General features: G+C 69.3%; 14 protein-coding genes and 1 pseudogene. 9 read left to right on the top strand and 6 right to left on the bottom strand.

What is annotated here, in order from left to right; genetic code table 11:
• Window positions 1–172: 172 nt before the first annotated feature.
• Window positions 173–493 (bottom strand): bifunctional 3-phenylpropionate/cinnamic acid dioxygenase ferredoxin subunit, encoded by a 321-nt coding sequence (locus tag JW613_RS00005; protein WP_209208604.1) that lies wholly within the window; start codon window positions 491–493, stop codon window positions 173–175.
• Between the two features lie 851 nt (window positions 494–1344).
• Here JW613_RS00005 and JW613_RS00010 point away from each other — a divergent pair.
• On the top strand, window positions 1345–2481 hold the full coding sequence (locus tag JW613_RS00010; RefSeq protein WP_209208605.1) for an aromatic ring-hydroxylating oxygenase subunit alpha: 1137 nt from the start codon (window positions 1345–1347) through the stop codon (window positions 2479–2481).
• A 151-nt stretch (window positions 2482–2632) separates the two neighbouring features.
• On the opposite strand, the gene JW613_RS00015 is transcribed toward JW613_RS00010, so the two are convergent.
• Entirely contained in the window at window positions 2633–3283 is a 651-nt protein-coding gene (locus JW613_RS00015) for a GntR family transcriptional regulator (protein ID WP_099885641.1), read from the bottom strand.
• Window positions 3284–3393: 110 nt separating this feature from the next.
• Between JW613_RS00015 and glyA the strand changes: the two genes are divergently transcribed.
• From glyA to JW613_RS00045, 6 genes are all read left to right on the top strand, one after another.
• Window positions 3394–4701 carry a serine hydroxymethyltransferase gene (glyA, locus tag JW613_RS00020; RefSeq protein WP_209208606.1) on the top strand — a complete coding sequence of 436 codons (1308 nt, stop codon included), beginning with the start codon at window positions 3394–3396 and terminating at the stop codon, window positions 4699–4701.
• On the top strand, window positions 4698–5936 hold the full coding sequence (locus JW613_RS00025; protein ID WP_209208607.1) for a sarcosine oxidase subunit beta family protein: 1239 nt from the start codon (window positions 4698–4700) through the stop codon (window positions 5934–5936). Before glyA ends, JW613_RS00025 begins: the two co-directional genes overlap by 4 nt.
• 13 nt (window positions 5937–5949) lie before the next feature.
• Window positions 5950–6258, top strand: coding sequence for a sarcosine oxidase subunit delta (locus JW613_RS00030; RefSeq protein ID WP_209208608.1), 309 nt, complete (start codon window positions 5950–5952; stop codon window positions 6256–6258).
• Complete coding sequence (locus tag JW613_RS00035) at window positions 6255–9182, top strand: sarcosine oxidase subunit alpha family protein (protein WP_209208609.1); 2928 nt, start codon at window positions 6255–6257, stop codon at window positions 9180–9182. Before JW613_RS00030 ends, JW613_RS00035 begins: the two co-directional genes overlap by 4 nt.
• Complete coding sequence (locus tag JW613_RS00040) at window positions 9175–9807, top strand: sarcosine oxidase subunit gamma (RefSeq protein WP_209208610.1); 633 nt, start codon at window positions 9175–9177, stop codon at window positions 9805–9807. Before JW613_RS00035 ends, JW613_RS00040 begins: the two co-directional genes overlap by 8 nt.
• A gap of 247 nt (window positions 9808–10054) precedes the next feature.
• Window positions 10055–12355 carry an FdhF/YdeP family oxidoreductase gene (locus JW613_RS00045; protein ID WP_209208611.1) on the top strand — a complete coding sequence of 767 codons (2301 nt, stop codon included), beginning with the start codon at window positions 10055–10057 and terminating at the stop codon, window positions 12353–12355.
• A 339-nt stretch (window positions 12356–12694) separates the two neighbouring features.
• On the opposite strand, the gene JW613_RS00050 is transcribed toward JW613_RS00045, so the two are convergent.
• The 3 genes and pseudogenes from JW613_RS00050 to JW613_RS00060 form a co-directional block, all read right to left on the bottom strand.
• Complete coding sequence (locus JW613_RS00050) at window positions 12695–13669, bottom strand: arabinan endo-1,5-alpha-L-arabinosidase (RefSeq protein ID WP_209208612.1); 975 nt, start codon at window positions 13667–13669, stop codon at window positions 12695–12697.
• Window positions 13670–13754: 85 nt separating this feature from the next.
• Window positions 13755–14262 (bottom strand): annotated as a pseudogene (locus JW613_RS00055) (pectinesterase family protein); the annotation flags it as partial.
• A 1209-nt stretch (window positions 14263–15471) separates the two neighbouring features.
• Window positions 15472–15849 carry a winged helix-turn-helix transcriptional regulator gene (locus JW613_RS00060; RefSeq protein WP_209208613.1) on the bottom strand — a complete coding sequence of 126 codons (378 nt, stop codon included), beginning with the start codon at window positions 15847–15849 and terminating at the stop codon, window positions 15472–15474.
• Window positions 15850–16134: 285 nt separating this feature from the next.
• Between JW613_RS00060 and JW613_RS00065 the strand changes: the two genes are divergently transcribed.
• Window positions 16135–17040 (top strand): NADP-dependent oxidoreductase, encoded by a 906-nt coding sequence (locus tag JW613_RS00065; protein ID WP_209208614.1) that lies wholly within the window; start codon window positions 16135–16137, stop codon window positions 17038–17040.
• Between the two features lie 207 nt (window positions 17041–17247).
• Here the strand turns inward: JW613_RS00065 and JW613_RS00070 are convergent, their stop codons facing one another.
• Complete coding sequence (locus JW613_RS00070) at window positions 17248–17838, bottom strand: TetR/AcrR family transcriptional regulator (RefSeq protein WP_209208615.1); 591 nt, start codon at window positions 17836–17838, stop codon at window positions 17248–17250.
• A 159-nt stretch (window positions 17839–17997) separates the two neighbouring features.
• Between JW613_RS00070 and JW613_RS00075 the strand changes: the two genes are divergently transcribed.
• A complete protein-coding gene (locus tag JW613_RS00075) occupies window positions 17998–18852 on the top strand; it encodes an NAD(P)H-binding protein (RefSeq protein WP_209208616.1) in 855 nt (284 codons plus the stop codon).
• Window positions 18853–19089: the final 237 nt, after the last annotated feature.

A 19089-nucleotide genomic window follows, 5' to 3' on the forward strand; every position in this document is an offset into this window, starting at 1 on the left:
CGCGGCGCCGCCGTGACCGCCCGCCCCGAGGCCGGATTCACGCCACCGGGAACGACGGGAACGGACAGCGGGTAGCAGGCATATGAGTGTGCCGACCCCGTCGACCGGGACCGGCACACTCGTGTCACCGACGGACCTCATCCCCTGCCGGCGAGGCACCCGGCGGTGAGGCTCACACCGGTTCCACCACGCTGACGTGCAGCTGGATGGAGCCGTCAACCACGGAGACCTCATACGTGCGCACGGGCCTCTTGGCCGGCGGACACGTGGGGCGCCCGGTACGCAGATCGAAGAAGGCCTCGTGCAGCGGGCACTCGACGAAGCAGCCCTCCAGAAACCCGTCGGCCAGCGAGGCGTCCTGGTGGGTGCAGGTGTCGTCGATCGCGTACAGCGTGCCGTCGGCGTTGAACACCGCAACAGGAGCCGGCACCCCTTCCGTGATGCGCACGGATTCACCGGGGGGCAGGTCTTCGAGTCGACACACCGTGATCATGGAAACCTCCGGGTTCGGTTGCCCGACAGGGGAACAGGAAAGGCGGAGCGGCGGCAGTCCGGCTGCCCGACGGGGCAGGGACCGGAAAGCCATGGGGGCACAAGGGGCGAGTCAATGGGAGTTGGCACGCCGGAAGCCTGTTCCGTAATACGCAATAGCTTTCGTATCGCGCAACAGAATCCCGGGGGGCTCCGGGCGTTGTCAAGTCGCAATGGATCAGGAGTGCCGACACGTCGCGAGAGGCCGCCATCTCCCGCCGCACGACTGTCACGGCGATCACCTGCCCGCGAGGGGAGGACGCCGCAAGGGCTCGCTTCCAAGCCGTTGGGCGGCCGCTGCAGGTGCAGTGTCCACATCCCGGGAAACCCCTCGGACTCCCCGGTTTCTCTTGACAGCCGACTCGCCTCTGTCGCACCGTCTCTCAAGACGCAACATGATGCGCGATACAGAACAACCGAGCGCCTCCCGCGCCCGGGAGCGCATCCGCGTTCCTGGCCGTGCCCGCGGCCTGCGTCATCAGCTCAAACGGCCCGTACGAACCGCTTCGCAGCGTGCCGTTGCGAGCGGTACTTCCCCGTGCATCTCGCGCCACCCGGCCCAGCACCACGCGGATGGACGAGACGCCACTTCTGTCCCGCACTGCTTCCGGCGAGAACGCAGCTCCCGCCCGCTAAGGAGCCCGACAGTTGTCACACGAAGTCCGCGCAGTCCCCGCCCGGGGCACTCCCCGGTACTGCTTCGTACGCGTAACGCCATCCGGTCGATGACCCCCACCGACGGCACCGCAGACCATCCCTCACCTTTGCCCGCCACCGCCGTGTGCGTCTGACGACTTGACGAAAGCTGGCACGATGACCTCCACCGATCTTCCTCCCAGCCTGATCCCCACGCTGTCCGGCGATCACTACACAGACCCCGCCTACTTCGCCCGGGAGCAGCAGTACCTCCTCGAACGCATGTGGTTCTGCGCCGCCCGCACCGACGAACTGGACAAGCCGGGCCGCTTCCGCACCATCCAGGTCGGCCGGGAGAGCGTGCTCGTCACCCGCGCACGCGACGGCTCCGTCCGCGCCTTCCTCAACATCTGCCGACACCGCGGAGCGCAGCTGTGCACCCAGGAATCCGGCGAGGTCAGGCGCAGCTTCCAGTGCCCGTACCACGCCTGGACCTACGGGCTGGACGGCAAACTCGTCGCTGCCCCGAATCTGACCTCGATGCCCGACATCGACCGCACCGCCTACGGCCTGATCAACGTCCATGTCCGGGAGTGGCTGGGCCACGTATGGGTGTGCCTCGCCGATGAACCACCCTCCTTCGAGGACGACGTCATCGGCGCCGTGACCGACCGCCTCGGGGACGCGGAGGCGATCGACCACTACGGGATCGAACAGCTCCGGGTGGGCCGCAGGATCACCTACGACGTCAAGGCCAACTGGAAGCTGATCATCGAGAACTTCATGGAGTGCTACCACTGCGCCACCATCCACCCCGAACTCACCGAAGTCCTACCGGAGTTCGCCGATGGCCTCGCGGCCCAGTACTACGTCGGCCACGGAGCCGAGTTCTCCGAAGAGGCCAAGGGCTTCACCATCGACGGCTCCGAAGGGCTGGACCGGATCCCCACGGTCACCGAGGACCAGGACCGCCGCTACTACGCCATCACCGTCCGCCCCCAGGTCTTCATCAACCTCGTACCCGACCACGTGATCTTCCACCGCATGTACCCCATGGCGCACGACCGCACCATCGTGGAATGCGACTGGCTCTACCTCCCCGACGTCGTGGAGAGCGGAAAGGACGTGGAGCACTCCGTGGAACTCTTCCACCGCGTCAACCAACAGGACTTCGACGCCTGCGAACGCACACAGCCCGGCATGTCCTCACGGGCGTACGCGGCAGGCGGTGTCCTCGTCCCCAGCGAACACCACATCGGCGCATTCCACACCTGGCTCCAGGACAGGCTGGCCAAGGAAGAAGCCAACACCTGATCCGCCACGACCTGCGTGCCGGCCGTCCTGCCCCACGAGCAGGGCGAACGGCCGGCAGGCCCTCTCGCCGTGCCGGGCGGCGCCGCCCGGCGCGGCACAACGGGCCCGCACCACCGGGGCCGAGCCGCGGCCGGACTCGCTCGCGGGCGCCTCAGATGGCGGCGCGCACCGCCTTCTCGAAACCTTCGACGTGGCGGCTGGCGAGTTCGTCCGCCTGGTCGGGCTGACCGTCGATGATGGCCCGCAGCAGCGGCCGGTGTTCCTCGACATGACCGATCACGCCGCCTGGCAGCCGGTCGAGGAAGAGGCACCAGATGCGCGTGGCCAGGTTGTCGTGACGGACGAGTGTGTCCTCCAGATACGGATTGTGCGTGGCCGCGTAGATCGCGCGGTGCACCTGGAGGTCCAGCCGCATCAGCTCATCGGCCTGGTAGCGGCCGGAGCGAACCTTCTCCAGTTCCTGCAGCAGCTCCGTCAGGGCCACCCGGTCCTGGTCGGTGGCGCGCCGTGCGGCCTGGGCGGCGGCCATCGGCTCCAGCCGCAGGCGCACCTCGGAGATGTGGGCGAGGTCGGTGATGTTGACCTCGGTGGCGAAGGTGCCGCGCCGGGGGTAGGTCGCGATGAGTCGCTCGTACTGCAACCGTTTGAGCGCTTCACGTACCGGCGTGCGGCCGACACCGAGGTCCTGCGCCAGGCGGTCCTCGTTGATCGGCTCTCCCGGCCGGATATCGAGCATGACAAGGCTGTCCCGGATGGCGCGGTACGCGCGCTCGGCAAGCGACAGCTCCTCGTTCTCGGACATCGTCAACACGTACTGCCCCACACTCCCTTGACGTGGCTCAGGAACGCTCATAGTTTACTGCACAGCTAATATATCAGTCGTCCTTTAGTCGGCTTGAGGATGGTGCCCAGTTGTCCGCGAACTCCTCGATCACGCCCCCGCTCGCTGCCTCCCTCGGTGAGCTCGACCCCGACATCGCTGCCGCAGTGGGCGCCGAGCTCCGTCGTCAGCAGACCACGCTGGAGATGATCGCCTCGGAGAACTTCGCTCCGGCCGCCGTGATGGAGGCCCAGGGCTCGGTCCTCACCAACAAGTACGCGGAGGGCTACCCGGGCCGGCGGTACTACGGTGGCTGCGAACACGTCGACGTCGTCGAACGGCTCGCCGTCGACCGGGTGAAGGCCCTCTTCGGCGCCGAGGCGGCCAACGTCCAGCCGCACTCCGGGGCGCAGGCCAACGCCGCGGCGATGGCCGCGCTGCTGGAGCCCGGGGACACGATCCTCGGCCTCGACCTCGCGCACGGCGGGCACCTCACCCACGGCATGCGCCTGAACTTCTCGGGCCGCCTCTACAACGTGGTGCCGTACCACGTCCACAAGTCCGATATGCGGATCGATATGGACGAGGTCGAGCAGCTCGCCCTCGCCCACCGGCCCAAGATGATCGTCGCCGGCTGGTCCGCATACCCGCAGCAGCTGGACTTCGCGGCCTTCCGCCGGATCGCCGACGAGGTCGGCGCGTACCTCCTGGTCGACATGGCGCACTTCGCCGGCCTGGTCGCCGCCGGGCTGCACCCCAGCCCGGTGCCGTACGCGGACGTCGTCACCACCACCACGCACAAGACCCTCGGCGGTCCGCGCGGTGGCGTGATCCTGTCCAGGAAGGAGTACGCGAAGAAGATCAACTCGGCGGTCTTCCCCGGCCAGCAGGGCGGCCCGCTGGAGCACGTCATCGCCGCAAAGGCCGTGGCATTCAAGATCGCGGCTTCGGAAGACTTCCGCGAGCGCCAGCAGCGCACCCTCGCCGGAGCGCGAGCACTCGCCGGCCGGCTGCTGGCCGACGATGTCTCCGAGTCCGGCGCGACCGTCCTGACCGGCGGCACCGATGTCCACCTCGTCCTGGTCGACCTGCGCAACTCACGCCTGGACGGGCAGCAGGCCGAGGACCGGCTGCACAGCATCGGCATCACCGTCAACCGCAACGCGGTGCCCTTCGACCCCCGGCCCCCGATGGTCTCCTCCGGCCTGCGCATCGGCACACCCGCGCTGGCCACCCGCGGCTTCGGGGTCGGCGAGTTCCGGGAAGTCGCCGACATCATCGCGCGGACGCTGACAGCCGAGGAACTGGACGAGGCCGAGGCCGCACTGCTCCGCGACCGGGTCACCAAACTCGCCGAAGCATTCCCCCTCTACCCCCAGCTGACGAAGGAGACGGCATGACAGCGCCTGAGGCGAACCCGGCTGCCCGGCTCCCCGAACACCCGGACTTCCTCTGGCGGAACCCGGACCCGAAGCACAGCTACGACGTCGTCATCGTCGGGGGCGGCGGGCACGGCCTGACCACCGCCTACTACCTCGCCAAGGAACACGGCATCACCAATATCGCCGTCCTGGAGAAGGGGTGGCTGGCCGGCGGAAACATGGCCCGCAACACCACCATCATCCGCTCCAACTACCTGTGGGACGAGAGCGCAGCCCTCTATGAGAAGGCCCTGAAACTGTGGGAGACCTGGCCGGAGGAGCTCGACTACGACTTCCTCTTCAGCCAGCGCGGAGTGCTCAACCTCGCGCACACCCTTCAGGACGTCCGGGAGAGCAGGCGCAGGGTCAACGCCAACTGGCTCAACGGTGTCGACTCCCAGTGGCTGGAGCCCGAAGAGGTCGCCAAGGTCTGCCCCATCCTCAACGTCTCCTCCGACACCCGCTATCCGGTCCTCGGCGCGACGTACCAGCCGCGTGCCGGTATCGCCAAGCACGACCATGTCGCCTGGGCGCTGGCCCGCCGCTGCGACCAGATGGGCGTCGATCTCATCCAGGGCTGCGAGGTGACCGGCTTCGTCAAGGACGGCGATCGCGTCGTGGGCGTCGAGACCAATCGCGGGCGCATCAACGCCGGCCGGGTCGGGCTCGCGGCCGCGGGACACAGCAGCGTCCTGGCCGAGCTGGCAGGCTTCCGGCTGCCGATCCAGTCCCACCCTTTGCAAGCGCTCGTCTCCGAGCTGCACGAGCCGGTCCACCCGACCGTGGTGATGTCCAACCATGTGCACGTCTACGTCTCCCAGGCACACAAGGGCGAACTGGTGATGGGCGCGGGCGTGGACCAGTACACCGGGTACGGGCAGCGCGGATCCTTCCACGTAATCGAGCACCAGATGGCCGCCGCCGTCGAGCTGTTCCCGGTCTTCGCCCGAGCCCATGTGCTGCGCACCTGGGGCGGCGTCGTCGACGTCACTCCGGATGCGTCCCCGGTGATCGGCCCGGCTCCGCTGGAGAACCTCTTCGTCACCTGCGGCTGGGGCACCGGTGGCTTCAAGGCCACTCCGGCAGCCGGCTACACCTTCGCCCACACCATCGCCACCGGCGCACCACACCCGCTCAACGCCCCCTACGGGCTCGACCGGTTCACCACCGGGGCCCTGATCGACGAGCACGGCGCCGCCGCCGTGGCCCACTGAGAGGAGTCGCCGAATGCTGCAAATCCCCTGCCCATGGTGCGGCCCGCGGGACGAGACCGAATTCCACTGCGGCGGCCAGGCCCACGTGCCCTACCCCGCGGCCCCCGGTGAACTGAACGACCATGAGTGGGGCGAGTACGTCTTCTACCGCGACAACCCCAAGGGCACCCGCGCCGAGCGCTGGATGCACAGCGGCGGCTGCCGACGCTGGTTCAACGTACTGCGGGACACGGTCAGTTACCAGGTGCTGGCCGCCTACCGCACGGACGAACCCCGCCCCGCCATCCACCCGTCCCGCGAAGAAGCCGGAGCGCCCCGATGACAGCTCAGACAGGCCGGAGCGGACCCCCCGAGCAGGCGTACCGGTTGCCGCGCGGCGGCCGCATCGCCCGCGGGCGCCTCCTGCGTTTCACCATCGACGGCCGCGAGCTGACCGGCCACCCCGGCGACACCCTCGCCTCCGCCATGCTGGCCAACGGGCTGCTGGAGAGCGCACCTTCGCTCTACCGTGGCCGCCCGCGCGGCATCGTGTCCGCAGGTGTCGAGGAGCCCAACGCCCTGGTGCGGCTGCCCCTGGCGGGCTGCGCCGAATCGATGCTCCCGGCGACCACCGTCGAGCTGTTCGACGGTCTGTGCGCGCAGACGCTCTCCGGCATGGGCCGGCTCGACCCCACTCCGGACCCGGCCGTCTACGACAAGAAGTTCGTGCACACCGATGTCCTCGTCGTCGGCGCCGGTCCTGCCGGGCTGGCCGCCGCCGACGCGGCGGCCCGGTCCGGGGCGCGAGTGATGCTCGTCGACGATCAGCCGGAGCCGGGAGGTTCACTGCTGTCCACGTCCGGCGAGACAGTGGACGGCATACCGGTGGCCGACTGGATCACACAGGTGACCACCCGCCTGGAGGACGCCCGCGAGGTCGTGCTCCTGCGCCGCACCACCGCCTTCGGCTCCTACGACGACAACTACGTCCTCGCCGTGGAAAAGCGCACCGACCACCTCGGTGACGAGGCGCCGACCGGCATCTCGCGGCAGCGGGTGTGGCACATCCGCGCCCACCGCGTCGTCCTGGCCACCGGCGCACACGAGCGCCCGCTGGTGTTCTCCGGCAACGACCGCCCCGGCATCATGCTGGCCTCGGCTGTGCGGACCTACGTCAACAGGTACGCGGTGGCCCCCGGTTCGCGGGTCGTGGTGGCCACCACCAACGACAGCGCGTACGACACCGTGGCCGACCTGCACGCGCACGGCATCGAGGTCCGCGCCGTCGTGGACTCCCGGCCCGAACTCTCCGAGCGGGCCGGCGAGATCGCCGAGGCGACGGGGCTGCGCATACTGACCGGCAGCGCCGTCGTCCGGAGCGAGGGGGACGGAAGGATCACCGGTTGCGCCGTCGCCGCGCTCGACGAGGACGGCGTACCCACGGACGCGGAGGAGTCCGTCGGCTGCGATCTGCTGGCCGTCTCCGGTGGCTGGAGCCCGGTCGTTCACCTGCACAGCCAGCGTCAGGGCAGGCTGCGCTGGGACGAGGCGAAAGCGGCCTTCGTACCCGACGGAACGGTGCGCGACCAGCAGGTCGCCGGTGCGGCAGGCGGCACCTTCGGCCTCGGCGGCTGCCTGGCCGAGGGCGCCGCGGCCGGCAGTGCGGCGGCGGCCGCGGCCGGCTTCGCCACCGGCGACGAGCCCGCCCCGCAGGCCGGAACCGAGCACGACCCCGACACGGTACGCCCGCTGTGGCTGGTCCCCGGTCCCGGTGAACCGCACACCTGGGACACCCACTTCGTCGATCTGCAGCGCGACGCGACCGTCGCCGACGTGTGGCGGGCCACGGGTGCCGGGATGCGCGGTGTCGAGCACGTCAAGCGCTACACGTCCATCGGTACGGCCAACGACCAGGGAAAGACCTCCGGCGTCAACGCGATCGGTGTGATCGCCGCCGCCCTGGCCGGCAGCGACGGTCCGGCCTCCCCCGGAGAGCTCGGCACCACTTCCTACCGGGCCCCCTACACGCCGGTGAGCTTCGCCGCCTTGGCCGGGCGCGAGCGGGGCGAGCTGTTCGACCCGGCGCGGCTGACGTCCATCCACCCCTGGCACGTGGCGCAGGGCGCCGAGTTCGAGGACGTCGGCCAGTGGAAGCGCCCGTGGTACTTCCCGCTCCCCGGCGAGGACATCGACACCGCCGTCGCCCGCGAGTGCCGGGCGGTGCGCGAGGGCGTGGGCATGATGGACGCCACCACCCTCGGCAAGATCGAGATCTGGGGCACGGACGCCGGTGAGTTCCTCAACCGGATCTACACCAACGGCTTCAAGAAGCTCAAGCCCGGCATGGGCCGGTACGGCGTGATGTGCAAGCCCGACGGGATGATCTTCGACGACGGCGTCACGCTCCGGCTGGAGGAGAACCGCTATTTCATGACCACCACCACCGGCGGGGCGGCGGCTGTCCTCGACTGGCTGGAGGAGTGGCTGCAGACCGAGTGGCCCGAGCTGGACGTGTACTGCACCTCCGTGACCGAGCAGTGGGCCACCATCGCCGTCGCCGGGCCCCGCGCGCGGGACGTGGTGGCGCCACTGCTGCCCGAGCTCGACCTGTCAGCCGAGGCGTTCCCGTTCATGGCGTTCCGCGAGACGACCCTGGCGAGCGGGATCCCCGCCCGCGTGTGCCGCATCTCCTTCTCGGGCGAGCTGGCGTACGAGATCAACGTCGCGTCCTGGTACGGCCTCGCCGTCTGGGAGCAGGTCCACGAGGCGGGGCAGCCGTACGGCATCACTCCCTACGGCACCGAGACGATGCACGTCCTGCGGGCGGAGAAGGGCTACATCATCGTCGGCCAGGACACCGACGGCACAGTGACGCCGCACGACGCGGGCATGTCGTGGGCGGTCTCCAAGCTGAAGGACTTCGTCGGCAAGCGGTCCTTCTCCCGGCCCGACACCGCCCGCACCGACCGCAAGCACCTCGTCGGGCTGCTGCCCGCGGACGGAACCACCCGGCTGCCCGAGGGCGCGCAGCTCGTCGCCCAGGGCGTGCCCATCACCCCCGGGGACGGGCCGGTGCCGATGCTCGGTCACGTCACCTCCAGCTACCACAGCCCGGCTCTGGGGCGGCCCTTCGCGCTCGGGCTGGTGACCGGCGGGCGCGACCGCATCGGCGACACCGTGCTCGCGCCGGTGGGCGAGGAACTGGTGCCCGTCACCGTCGCCGAACCCGTGCTCTACGACCCCGAAGGGACCAAGCGAGATGGCTGAGCCGACCGGCACCGGGCCGCTGACGTTGCGCCGCAGCCCCCTGGAACACCTCAAGGACACGATGCGGGCCGCCTCCGTCAGCGGCGCCAGTGGGGTCTCCCTGACCGAATGGCCGTTCCTCACCATGGTCGACGTGCGCGTCGCCCCGGGTTCCGCGGCGGCGGTACGGATCGAGCATGCTCTTGGCACGCCACTCCCCCTGCGCTGCGGCGACACCACCGCGTCCGGCCCGCACGCGGTGATGTGGCTCGGTCCCGACGAGTGGCTCGTCCTGTCCCAGGAGGACGGCGCAGAACTCACCGACAGGCTGCGCGCGGCGCTCGGCGAGGATGCGGGATCGGTCGTCGACGTCTCGGCGAACCGCACCACGCTGGAGCTGCGGGGACCAGCCGCCCGGGACGTGCTGGAGAAGGGCTGCCCACTGGATCTGCATCCCCGGTCCTTCGGCCCCGGGCAGGCGGCATCGACGACCGTGGGTCCCGTCCCGGTAGTGCTGTGGCAGGTCGCCGGCGCCCCGGCGTACCGGCTGCTGCCGCGGGCCTCGTTCGCCGACTACCTGGCGCGCTGGCTGCTCGACGCGATGCGCGAGTACGGCCACGAGGCCGAAGCACCCCTCGGGTCCTGAGTCTGCGCGAGGCGGTGCGGGCCTGCTTGGAGCACGGGTCCCCCCGGGACGTGTGATCCAGGCGGCCTGCGAACCCGTTCCGCACGGCCGCACAGCGCTCGCTGCGGCGCTTTCGCCGCGAGCCGGGCGCAAGGCGCGTGGACCGGACCCGAAGACCATCTGCGAGGAGCCCCCGCGGCCAAAAGGCGAGCAATCGGCGAATCCGTCCCGCCACTCGGTCACCAGGCAGAAAGAGGCAGGCCAGACCATGAGCAGCAGCATCGAGGACCCGAGCGACGACCTGTCCGTCACCTCACCCAAGACCTGGGCGGCCGGCGTTCCCGCTGTGACGCACGCTTTGGAGTACTCGCTCGGCCAGACGTCGGTGCGGCGCACCGCGTTGACCCTGCTGAACATCAACCAGGCCGAAGGCATCGACTGCCCCGGCTGCGCCTGGCCCGACGGGGCACCAGGCAAGCGCCACCTGAACGAGTACTGCGAGAACGGCGCCAAGCACATCAACGACGAGGCCACCTCACGGCGGGTCACCCGGGACTTCTTCCGTGAGCACTCGATCGCCGAGCTGGACGGGATGTCCGACTACTGGCTCAACCAGCAGGGCCGGCTGACCGAACCGATGGTCAAGCGGCCCGGCGCGACCCACTACGAGCCGATCGGCTGGGACGAGGCGCTCAGCCTGCTCGCCGCCGAACTCGTCGACTCCCCCGACGAAGCCCTGTTCTACGTCTCCGGCCGACTCAGCAACGAGGCAGCCTTCCTCCTCCAGCTCTTCGCCCGCGCGTTCGGCACCAACAATCTGCCCGACTGCTCCAACATGTGCCACGAGTCGAGCGGGTTCGCGATGAGGGAAGCACTGGGCACCGGCAAGGGCAGTGTTTCCCTGGACGACATCCACCACGCCGACCTGATCTTCGTGGTCGGCCAGAACTCGGGCACCAACCACCCGCGGATGCTGTCCGCGCTGGAGGAGACCAAGCGCAACGGCGGTCAGGTCGTGGCGGTCAACACGCTGCCCGAGGCCGGGTTGATGCGCTTCAAGAACCCGCAGAAGGCACGTGGCGTGATCGGCCGCGGTACCGCTGTCGCCGACCAGTTCGTGCACATCCGGGCGGGCGGCGACCTCGCCCTGTTCCAGGCCTTGAACCGGATGCTGCTGGAGGCCGAGGACGGTGCGCCCGGCACCGTACTCGACCACGACTTCATCCGGAACCACACGACGGGCTTCACCGATTTCGCCGCATACGCGCGCAAGGTTGCCTGGGAGGACCTCCTTGAGGCGACGGGGTTGCCACGGGAGGAGATCGAGGCCGTCTTCGACCGGGTCCTGAAGAGCAAGAAGATCATCGTCTGCTGGGCCATGGGCCTGACCCAGCACAAGCACGGGGTGCCGACCATCCGTGAGGTCATCAACTTCCTGATGATGCGCGGCAATCTGGGCAGGCCCGGCACCGGCGCCTGCCCGGTGCGCGGCCACAGCAACGTCCAGGGCGACCGGACCATGGGCGTGTGGGAGCAGATGCCGCAGGAGTTCCTGGACGCCTTGGAACGTGAGTTCGGCTTCACTCCGCCCACCCATCACGGCCTGGACGCGGTGAACGGCATCCGGGCCATGTACGAGGGACGCGCCAAGGTCTTCCTCGGCGTCGCGGGCAACTTCGTACGGGCCACGCCGGACAGCGCGGTCACGGAGGAGGCCATGCGGAAGTGCCGCCTCACCGCGCACATCTCCACCAAACTCAACCGTTCCCACACCGTGTGCGGCGACACCGCGCTGATCCTGCCCACGCTGGGTCGCAGCGACCGTGACTTCCAGGCCACGGGCGAACAGTTCGTCACCGTCGAGGACTCGATGAGCGAAGTCCACGCTTCCCGGGGGAAGCTGCCGCCCGCCTCCCCGGATCTGCTGAGTGAGGTGGCGATCATCAGCCGGACGGCCCACAAGACCCTCGGCTCGACACCGCCCCTTCCCTGGGAGGACTTCGAGAAGGACTACAGCACTGTCCGCGACCGGATCTCCCGTGTCGTGCCGGGCTTCGAAGACTTCAACGCCCGGTTGGCGCGGACCGGCGGCTTCGTGCTGCCCAACCCGGTGAACCAGGGCGTCTTCCCCACCCCCAGCGGCAAGGCCGTCTTCACCCTCAACGAGTTCACGATGCCGCACGTTCCCGAAGGACACCTGCTGCTGCAGACCCTGCGCTCACACGACCAGTGGAACACCGTCTGGTACACCCCGAACGACCGCTACCGCGGCGTCCACAACGCCCGCCGCGTCGTCCTCGTCAATCCCGCCGACCTGAAGGACCTCGGCATGGCCGACCGGGACGAGGTGGACCTGGTGAGCATCTGGCACGACGGGACGGAGCGCCGCGCGCAGAACTTCCGGGTCGTCGGCTATCCCACCAGCCCCGGCTCCGCCGCGTCCTACTACCCGGAGACCAACGTCCTGGTGCCGCTGGACAGCGTGGCCGACTTCAGCAACTGCCCCACGTCCAAGGGCATCGTTGTCCGCCTGGAGCCAGCTCGCAGCATCACCCCGGGTGCGGTCTGAGGCCAGGTAGAGGGCCGACTCGCCGAAAGGCTGCCACGGGGCTCCGCGAGGCACCGATGACGAGGCCGGGGCACCCTCCGCGTCCCGCATTCACCGCACTGGCTCAACCGCATGAAGCCGCCGGAGCACGCCTCCGCGGACCTCGGTGGGACTCGGCTGGAACGTGCGCGCCCGGTGGCGGACAAAGCGGCCCGGTACGCCGAGGCTGTCGACGCCGTACGGACCAGGCTGTGACGAACTGCCGCCGGCCTGCGCACCGCGCCGCACGGCACGGCAGCGCGGCGCGTCGGGCGCGGTGGGGCGCCTAAGGCGCCAGGAACGGCAGGGGCCGGGCGGTGGTCAGTAGGCGAGGGGCCAGCCGCCGCTCCACTTCAGCAGGTTGATGCCGAGCTTGGGTGCACCGCCGTCGTTGCCGTCGTAGTAGTGGTAGACGAGCAGGTCCTCGCCGCCGTCGCGCATGATGTCCTGCCCGCCGGGGCCGATCACGGATCCCTGTGAGGCCATGACCACGGTGCCGCCGTTGTTGTTCATCGCGACGCCGTCGCGGTCGTAGTAGGGCCCCACGGGGCTGGTGGCCCGGCCGACCTTGATCTTGTACGTGGAGGCGGTGCCGCTGCAGCAGGTGTCGTACGAGGCGAAAAGGTAGTAGTACCCGTTCCGCTTGACCACGGTCGGGCCCTCCACCGCCCTCGCCCCCGTGGAGCGCGAGGCGAGCGAGTGGCGGGTGGTGTCCCCCTCGTGCTGCTTGCCGGTCCTCGGGTCGAGGCGGATCATCTTGATCCCGCTCCAATGGGAGCCGAAGGCCAGCCACCACTTGCCGTCGCCGTCGACGAACAGGTCGGGGTCGATGGCGTTGTAGTCGCTGCTGGACGTGGAGGAGTAGACGATGCCCTGGTCCTTCCAGCTGCCCGGCATCCCGGTCGTGGAGGTGGCGAGGCCGATGGCCGAGGTGTTGGAGCGGAAGCGGGAGACGGCGTAGTACATCAGGTACCGGCCTCCGTGGTAGGAGAGGTCGGGTGCCCAAGGATCGTTCTCGGGCGAGTAGCGCGACCACCAACCGGGCGGCGAGGAGAAGGCGTTGCCGTTGCGTTCGAAGGCGACGCGGTCGGTGGAGGTGCGGAACTCCAGGTAGCCGTGGGTGGAATGGAGCAGGTAGCGCCCGTCGGGCGCGCGGAGCATGGTCGGGTCATGGACGCCGACATCACCGGTGACCCTCCCGGGGCTGGGGTAGGCGGACGCGCTCGACGGCATCAGGGTCAGCATGACGGCGGCGGGCAGCGCGAGGAGGGATGATCTGCGCAGAGTGCGGCTCATGCGTTTCTCCTGCGAGTGACGAGGGACATGACGTTCCTTTCGAGAGATCGAATGACACCCGTGGTCAGGGGCGTGTGGGTGATGCCTTCCAGGAGAAGCCGCCCATGTCGGTCCAGGGGGCGGCCTTGACGGCCGCGCCGAGGGTGCTGTCGCGGACGGTGGTCTGCGGGTCGAGGCGCGCGTCACCGCCCGCGTGCCAGGGTCGGCCGAGGTGGAAGCTCCGGGCGGACACGTCGCCGTCGACGGTGGTGCGGGTGATGAGGAAGCCCTTGCGGCCGGCGGGCGTGCTGGGTGCGGTGACGTACCCGGCCGAGGTGCCGTTCCAGCGCTTCTTCAGCACCAGGACGGACTTGTCGATGACCGCCGTGGCACGGCCGAAGACGAAGTCGGTGTTGCCGATGACATAGGAGTTGGTCAGATATACCCGGCCCGTCTTCTCCTTGGCGGCCGTGTCGAGGAGGAGGGTGTCCTGGTCGCCGCTGATGATGAGGGCGTCCAGACGGATACGGTCGGCAGGCGGTGCGCAGCGCCACCGCCTGCCGACCGTTCGGCTGTTGGTGCTTCGCCTCGTCGAAGTCGTTGGCGATGGTGAGGTACGGGGTTGTTCACACCCTGGAAGTAGCTGTTCTCCAGGACCATCTTCGTTTCTCCGAACACCCCGAAGGCCGTGCCGTAGGCCATGGCCCCTGTGGCGGCCAGCGCCAGCGGCATCCCTGCCAGCAGCACCGTCTTCTTTCTGCAGTTGCCGCGCCTTGCCGCGACCGTGCAGCTCAGTCATGCGTGTCATCCCAATCCGTACCTGCGTGAGGGGCGCCCGTGAGGAATGTGCCGCTGAGTAGTTGCCGCGGAGTCGAAAATGGTTGCCGCCCCGCCGAGACAGTTGCCTCCAGCCGATGCCCCCGGCGCAGAAAAACGGTCAGCCCCCGACTGCCCCGGCGCCCTCCCCCTTCTCCCCGCCAGTTGTGGTGAGGACGACGACCAGGAGAAGGACGCGACACCACGGCCGCGCCCGAGGACAGTGACGCCGACGCGCCTCCGCAGCCGCCCGCCCCCGGGCCATCCGGAGGCCGACAACGAATCCGTGCTGGTCGGACTCAGGCTCGAACAACGGCTGCACGCCTGGAAAAAGGGGAATGCGCCGACGCCGGCCTTCGGCGCGAAAGGCGAAACCTCGCTCATTGGCAACGGGTGCCGGGCCGAGCTCAGGGGCCTCAAGCGCAGTGCCCGGGCCGATGGCCGACCGCAGCTGGTCGGGACGCCGCCTGCACCTCGGCATGCCGGCCTTCACCGATCACGCATCACCGTCCCGGCCGAGCCCTCCTGAGCAGAAGCACTTGACACTCATCACGGGGGCTCACCCCGGCGCACGACATCCGTGCGGGGCACCGTACGGCCCGATACCTCTCCATGCGGGCCGCAGGACGAGAGTGACGCACGGCCGGGTGGACGGGTATTCCCGGACAGGGGTCACAAGAGCCCCTTGACCGCACAGGAGGGCGGAGCCGGCCGGTACAGCCCTGCAGCCAGCACCCTCCCCGCCCCTACCCCGCGCAGGGGATCGTCCTTGCCCAGGCCGGCGCGACAGTGCCGGTCGCCCCGTGACGCAACCCCGCACCTGGGGTGAGGGGATGACGCTTGAGCACAGGTGGGTGCGTATCCGCGAGAGCAGGAGCAGCTGTGGGGCGCGGTCGCACCCTGCAGAAGGCCGTTTCAGCGGGGAACGATGCGGGGGGGGAGCGCAGGGCGGTAGAGGTTCCGCGACGACCGTCCCGCGGCGGATACGGGCAGCCCAGTCGTTCGAGTCAGCCGATGGAGGAGGAGCCGCCCTCGCGGGCGTCGAGCAGCTCGTCCCAGTGCTCGGTCGCCCATCGGCACGCGGCGGCCAGCGGCTCCAGCGCGCTGCGGCCCAGCGGTGTCAGCGCGTACTCGACCCTGAGTTTCGGGTCGGCGTGCACCGTGCGTGACACGAACCCGCCTCGCTCCAGGCCGCGGAGCGACTGGGTGAGCACCTTCGGGGTGACGCGGCCCAGTGGCACGCGAAGTTCGGAGTATCTGCGCGGGCCGTCGTCCAGGCAGCGGAGAACCATGGGTGCCCATTTGTCACCGAAGCGGAAAGGCAGCAGCGAGGACGGGCACAGCTCGTCGAACAAGTCGGGTGGCAGCGGTGGCCGTTGCGTCATCGAAGGTCTCCCGTCTCCGGTCTTGGTATCCAGCTGGTGACCAACCTTCTGGATATCTTCCGGAGCATCGACTCGGCGAGAGGTATTCCGACGATGGGCGGGATCGTGGTTGTCGGGGCAGGTTGGCCGCCCGCCTGCTCGGCAACCTCACCGATCCGCACCCGTCCTCCGCTGGCCGGAAGACAGCCGGCTTGCCGGTTTGAACCTCACGTCGCCGTCAGGTTCAAAGTGACGGATATCGAATGAACACCATTATTTCAACCTATAAAAGTAAGGCAGGACATTATGCGCGCAGCCCGCTTCCATGAGTACGGCGGAGCGGAGAGCCTGGCGATCGAGCAGGCCCGCGACCCTCGCCCGGGACTTGGCGAGATCCGTGTCCGCGTCGCGGCGGCCAGTGTCAATCCCATCGACTGGAAGCTGCGCTCCGGCGCCCTGCACCAGCTGATTCCCCTGGAGCTGCCCGCCATTCCCGGGCGCGACGCCGTCGGCGTGGTCGACGAAATCGGTGACGGAGTGCGGGGGGTGAGCATCGGCGACCGCGTCTTCGGGCTGGGCGGTGTCACCGGCGCGACCGCTGAGCTGACCATCCTCTCGGCCTGGGCCCACGCCCCCGACACGTGGGACGATGAGCAGGCCGCAGGCGCCGGTCTCGCGTCCGTGACCGCGATGCGTGGCCTGAACGCGCTCGGCTCCCTCGCGGGGCGCACCCTTCTCATCGAGGGCGCCGCCGGAGGCGTGGGCAGCGCGGCAGTCGAGATCGCTGTGGCACAAGGTGCCACCGTGATCGGGACAGCCAGCGAGCGCAACCACGAGTTCCTCACCTCTCTCGGCGCCATTCCCACCACCTACGGCCCCGGCATCGCACAGCGCCTCCCCGCTCTCGCCGCGCACGGCGTCGACATCGCGCTCGACACCGCGGCCTCCGGCTCCCTGGACGACCTCGTCGCGATCACGGGCGACCCGACGCGCGTCGCGACGGTCGCCGACCACGCGGGCGGGCAGCGCCTGGGCACGCATGTGGTCAACGCGGAGAACGATTCCGACCTCCTGTCCGCGACCGCGGAACTGGGCCGGCAGGGCCGCTACACGCCCCGTATCGAACAGACCTACCCTCTGGAGCGGATCGCCGACGCCCACGCGCACGCCGAGCGCGGACGCACACGCGGAAAGATCGTGGTCCGCATCTGAAGCGGAGGCATGGCACAGACGCGCCGGCCCGCCAAACGATGATCTTGGTGGGCCGGCGCTGACTGCCTCGACCTCGCGGAGCGCCTGGAGGAGGTCAGCCCCGTCCGCGGGCGCCGCCCCGCGTTCTGAGAGGGCGTCGTGCCGATGCCGATGTCGAGCGGGCGCGATCGTCAAGACGCTCGAGGAGACACCGACGAACGCCCTGGCTCAGGCGGAGGAGCGACCGCGGATTCCGTCCAGGAGGTATGTGGTGCGGCGGTCGTAGTCGTCCCGGGGAGGCCGCTTGCCGTGCTTGAGGGCGAGGGCGGTGTCGACGACGAGTGCGTGGAGGTCGTCCGCCGTGAACTCCGGCCGCAGCGCACCGGAGGCCCGCGCCGCTGCGATGAGCTCTTCATTTGCCTCGCTTCCGACTCGGCAGATCTCCATGAGCTGCTGCGAGTGCGGATACGTCTGCAACAGGACGTCGTTGAAGGCGGGCTGGCGGTACTGGAGGTCGCGGATCGCGGTGAGGTAGTACGCGATCCGCTCGCCGACATCGTCGATGCTCCGAGTGTGGTCGATGACGGCGAACAGCTCACTCGCCACGACCTCTTCGATGACGGCTTCGATGAGGCCGATCCGCCCGCCGAACCGGTTGAAGATGGTGGCCTTGCTCACCCCTGCTGCCTTGGCGACCTCCTCCAGCGGCACCGTCAGGCCCTGCCCCTGGAAGGCGCCGATCGCGGCAGAGCGGATCTGCTCGGAATTGCGCCGGGCATCGGCGCGCAGCCGGGATCGGGAAGGCGCCGCACCGTCCATGGCCCTCACCGTCGCTTCCTGTCGCTCACCCGCATAACTTGACTCACTGGGTCAGCTTACCTACGGTCATCGACGAACGAGAAACTGACCCGCTTGGTCAATTTATGCTTCCGCCCACCTCCAGGACGGACGCCGTGGGAGCTCAGAAAGGTCAAGAACATGATCGTTGTCACCGGCGCCACCGGTGGGCTCGGCGGCGCCACCGTCGAGCACCTCCTCAAGCGCGTACCCGCCGACCAGATCGGCGTCAGTGTCCGCGACGCCGCCAAGGCGCAGCACCTTGCCGACCGCGGCGTTCGCGTGCGGCAGGGCTCCTACGAGGACCCAGCCACGCTGCGTGACTCCTTCACCGGTGCCGACCAGGTCCTTCTGGTGTCCGGCAACGACCCGGCCGCCGACATGGTCGGCCTGCACCGCAATGCCGTCGAAGCCGCAGTCGCGGCCGGAACCCGGCGGATCCTGTACACGAGCCAGCAGAGCGCCGTCCCCGACAACCCGTACCGGCCGTCGGACATCCACACCGCCACCGAGGCGATCCTCGGCGCCTCCGGAGTCGCCTGGACCGCACTGCGCAACGGCGCCTACGGCCCCCTCGATCAGCTGCTCGGCCCGTGGCAGCGGACCGGCGTGATCGCCCAGCCGCAAGACGGCCCCGTACCGTACACCGACCGTGCCGACGTAGCCGAGGCCACTGCCGTCGTCCTCGCCGGTGACCGCTCCTTCGACGGCCCCGTCACCTTCACCGCGCCGACCGCCGTCACCTTCGACGACTTCGCCAAGATCGCCTCCGAGCTCACCGGTAGCACTGTCGAGCGCATCGTCCTGGACGACGAACAGTGGGTCGCCGACCAGCTCGCGATCGGCGTCCCGGAGCAGGCGGCCCGGCTCATGCTCAGCTGGTACCAGGCAGCCCGCGCGGGCTACTTCGCCGAAGCCGACCCTGTGCTGGCCGAACTCCTCGGCCGTGAACCCCGCACCGCCGCCGACCGGCTCGCAGCCCACGTCGACGGCTGAAGCTTTCTCTCGATCACTTGATCGCTGATCCGGGCATGCCTCTCACCAGCCATCTGCGGGTCGGCCACGTCGCGATCCAGATCACGAACGCCCTTGGCGCGCATGACGACCATCGGCGGGAGCAAGCGGGAGTTCGAGTTCGTCGCAGGGCTCGGCCCTCGATGCAGTGATCGACCACGCGGCTGCAAAGTGATCGACTACACAGCGGTCGACCCCAGCGACGCGACCCGCGACACC

It is taken from the genome of Streptomyces smyrnaeus, from assembly GCF_017676345.1.
In the GTDB taxonomy this organism is placed as follows: Bacteria; Actinomycetota; Actinomycetes; order Streptomycetales; family Streptomycetaceae; genus Streptomyces; species Streptomyces smyrnaeus.